Below are 2871 nucleotides of genomic sequence, written 5' to 3'. Positions count from 1 at the left end.
ACCTGAAGAGCCTGCTGCGCAAGATCAACGCCTCCAACCGCACGCAGGCCGCCATCTGGGCGCTCAACAACGGCATCGGCGACCAGCCGGCCGACGCCGCGCGGGTCGGCGCCTCGATGGCGTGACGGCAAGGGGCGTCCGCCCGCCGCCCGCGCCACCCCCGGCGCGGGCGGCGGGCGCCCTGCGCCCCGGCTCATCCGGACGCAAGCAGACGTTCGGGGCAGACGTTCGGGGAAGAGCCCGTCTCTTTCGGCAACACCGGCCCTCCCTTCCGTTCTATGTGAGCCGACGTAAGACCAAAAGCGCACTTTACCGATTTCGCACAGCAGCATTAATTGATGAAAGTTGTTTGCATTTACCCCGACTGATTGCGCCGGACTGCTTGCTCGACCACGGCGGCGTACAGCAAATTGTTCCAATCGGGCGCGGAAGGCTCATCGATGAACGTACTGATTGCCGACGACCATCTGCTGTTCCGCGACGGTTTGCGCCGGCTCCTGGTGCAGTTCCAGGAGGATATGACGTTTTTCGAGGCCAGCACCTTCGACGAGGTGCGCGACCTGTGCCAGGGCGGCACCGAATTCGACCTGATCCTGCTCGACCTGGGCATGCCCGGCTGGACCGGCTTCTCGACGCTGGGCGAGATCCACGAGCGGCTGCCGCGCGCCCTGCTGGTGGTCGTCTCCGGCTCCGAACGGCGGGCCGACCTGATGGCGGCGCTGGAGAACGGGGCCGCCGGCTACATCCCGAAATCCTCCAGCGCCAAGGTGCTGCTGGGCGCCTTGCAGCTGGTGCTGGCCGGCGGCATCTACGTGCCGGCGGAGGCGATCCGCGGCGACATCGTGACCGGCACCGAGGTGCTGTCCGACGACCCGCTGGCCAACTTCGGCTCCGGCAACAGCGACCAGCTGACGCCGCGCCAGCGCGAGGTGCTGACCCGCCTGCGCGAAGGCAAGTCCAACAAGCAGATCGCCCACGAACTCGGGCTGACCGAGGGCACGGTGAAGGTGCACGTCACCGCCATCCTCCGCCTGCTGGGCGTGCGCAACCGCACCCAGGCGGCGCTGACCGCGCACGGCATGTAGCGTCCGGCCCGCGGGGGCGGGCGATGCCCGATCGGCGCCGAACGCTCAACCGGCGCTGAAGCCGAAGGCTCAACCGACGTTGAAGCCGAGGGCTCAACCGGCATTGAGTATGCGTTGAATAAATTCGCTTGCACACGGGTGATTGCCCTGTGCATACCGCCGCGTGTCGGCGCGACAAAAAGGGATATTGACACGGCTCCTGCCCGCGCCCCCGAGTTCGCAAGCGCGAGGAAGGACTGAAGTCATGGTCGGCGACAACCGCAAACGCCTGGAATTCTTCGGCATCGACGAAGCGGCGGCGGGAACCCTGCGGGCATCCTTGCCGCTGCTCCGCGAACTCCTGCCGGGCGTGCTCGACGAGTTCTACGCCACGGTGCGCGCCACGCCGGACATCGTCGCCATGTTCAATGGCGAGTCGTCCATCCGCCACGCCCGCGCGATGCAGGAGCAGCACTGGCTGCGCCTGTTCTCGGGCGCCTTCGACGAGGCCTACTTCACCTCGGCCGCCGCCATCGGCCGGGCGCACAACCGCGTCGGGCTGGAGCCGGACCTCTACATCGGCGCCTACGCCTTCGTGCTGAGCCGCCTGTTCGCCCGCGCCGCGCGCGCCACCTCCGGCCGCGGCCTGTTCGCCGGCAGGGCGCGGGCGGGGGAGCTGGAACGGCTGCTGGCCGCCCTGTCCTCGGCCGTCATGCTGGACATGGAGCGCGCCATCTCCGTGTACCTGGAGGAAGGGCGCGCCGAGAAGCACCGGGCGCTGGAGGACATGGCCGGCACGGTGGAGCGCGAGATGACCGCCGCGGTCGAGCGCGTGACCGGCCAGTCCACGCGCATGAGCCGCTCGGCCGAACGGATGGCCGGTTCCGCCGGGATGGTGGGCGAGCGGTCGCAGTCGGTGGCCGCGGCGGCGCACCAGGCCGGAGCCGCCGCGCAGTCGGTGGCCGTGGCGGCGGAAGAGCTGTCGGCCGCCATCGTCGCCATCGGCCAGCAGGTCGAGCAGAGCCGCACGGTGACGGACGAGGCGGTGGAGCGCAGCCGCACCGCCCAGGACACCATCGGCGAGCTGTCCACCGCCATCGCGCGCATCGACGAGATCGCCCGGCTGATCACCGACATCGCGTCGCAGACCAACCTGCTGGCACTGAACGCCACCATCGAGGCGGCGCGCGCGGGAGAGGCCGGCAAGGGCTTCGCCGTCGTCGCCAACGAGGTGAAGAACCTCGCCACCCAGACGGCCAGGGCGACCGAGGAGATCAGCCGGCAGATTACCCAGATCCAGGCGATGCGCGAGGCGTCCGTGGGTGCCGTGGCGGGGATCGGCACCACCATCGCCGACATGCGGGACATCGCCGCCTCCATCGCCGCCGCCGTCGACCAGCAGAAGGCGGCGACGCAGGACATCGCGCGGAACGTCACCCAGGCCGCCGACCTGGTGAACGAAGTGTCCACCCACATCGCCGAGGTGGCGCAGGAGGCGCTGGCCGCCGGCGCCCAGGCCGACACCGTGCGCGGTTCGGCGGGTGAGGTGGTGGTGGGCGTCCAGGCGCTGCAGCGGGTGATGGTGCGCACCATCCGCACCGCCAGCCCCGAGGTGGACCGCCGCCGCAAGCCGCGCTTCCGCGTGGCCGAGCGCTGCACGGTAACCGTGGGGGCCGAGAGCCGGACGGCCGGCGTGACGAACCTGTCGGAAGGCGGCGCCATCGTCACCGGCGCGCCCGCGGCCGGACCGGGAGCCCTCGGCCGCCTGCGGCTGGAGCGCGGCGGGGCGGAACTGCCCTTCACCGTG

2 protein-coding genes and 1 pseudogene are annotated in these 2871 nt (G+C 70.4%); all 3 read left to right on the top strand.

Features of this window, described 5'->3' with window-relative positions; genetic code table 11:
- Nucleotides 1–125 (top strand): annotated as a pseudogene (locus tag VED21_RS08380) (DNA-binding response regulator); the annotation flags it as partial.
- A gap of 315 nt (nt 126–440) precedes the next feature.
- On the top strand, nt 441–1085 hold the full coding sequence (locus tag VED21_RS08375; protein WP_324881879.1) for a response regulator transcription factor: 645 nt from the start codon (nt 441–443) through the stop codon (nt 1083–1085).
- A 244-nt stretch (nt 1086–1329) separates the two neighbouring features.
- Nucleotides 1330–2871: protoglobin domain-containing protein (locus VED21_RS08370; RefSeq protein ID WP_324881878.1), on the top strand; the 1542-nt coding region annotated here is incomplete at its 3' end.

The sequence above is a fragment of the Azospirillum sp. genome (assembly GCF_035627195.1).
Taxonomy (GTDB): Bacteria; Pseudomonadota; Alphaproteobacteria; order Azospirillales; family Azospirillaceae; genus Azospirillum.
The sequence above is the reverse complement of the archived record's forward strand: the minus strand, read 5'-3'. Positions and strand labels throughout refer to the sequence as shown.

Coding starts and splice junctions, on each gene's coding strand:
- VED21_RS08375 (WP_324881879.1), top strand. CDS start 441: ATGAACGTACTGATTGCCGACGACCATCTGCTGTTCCGCGACGGTTTG.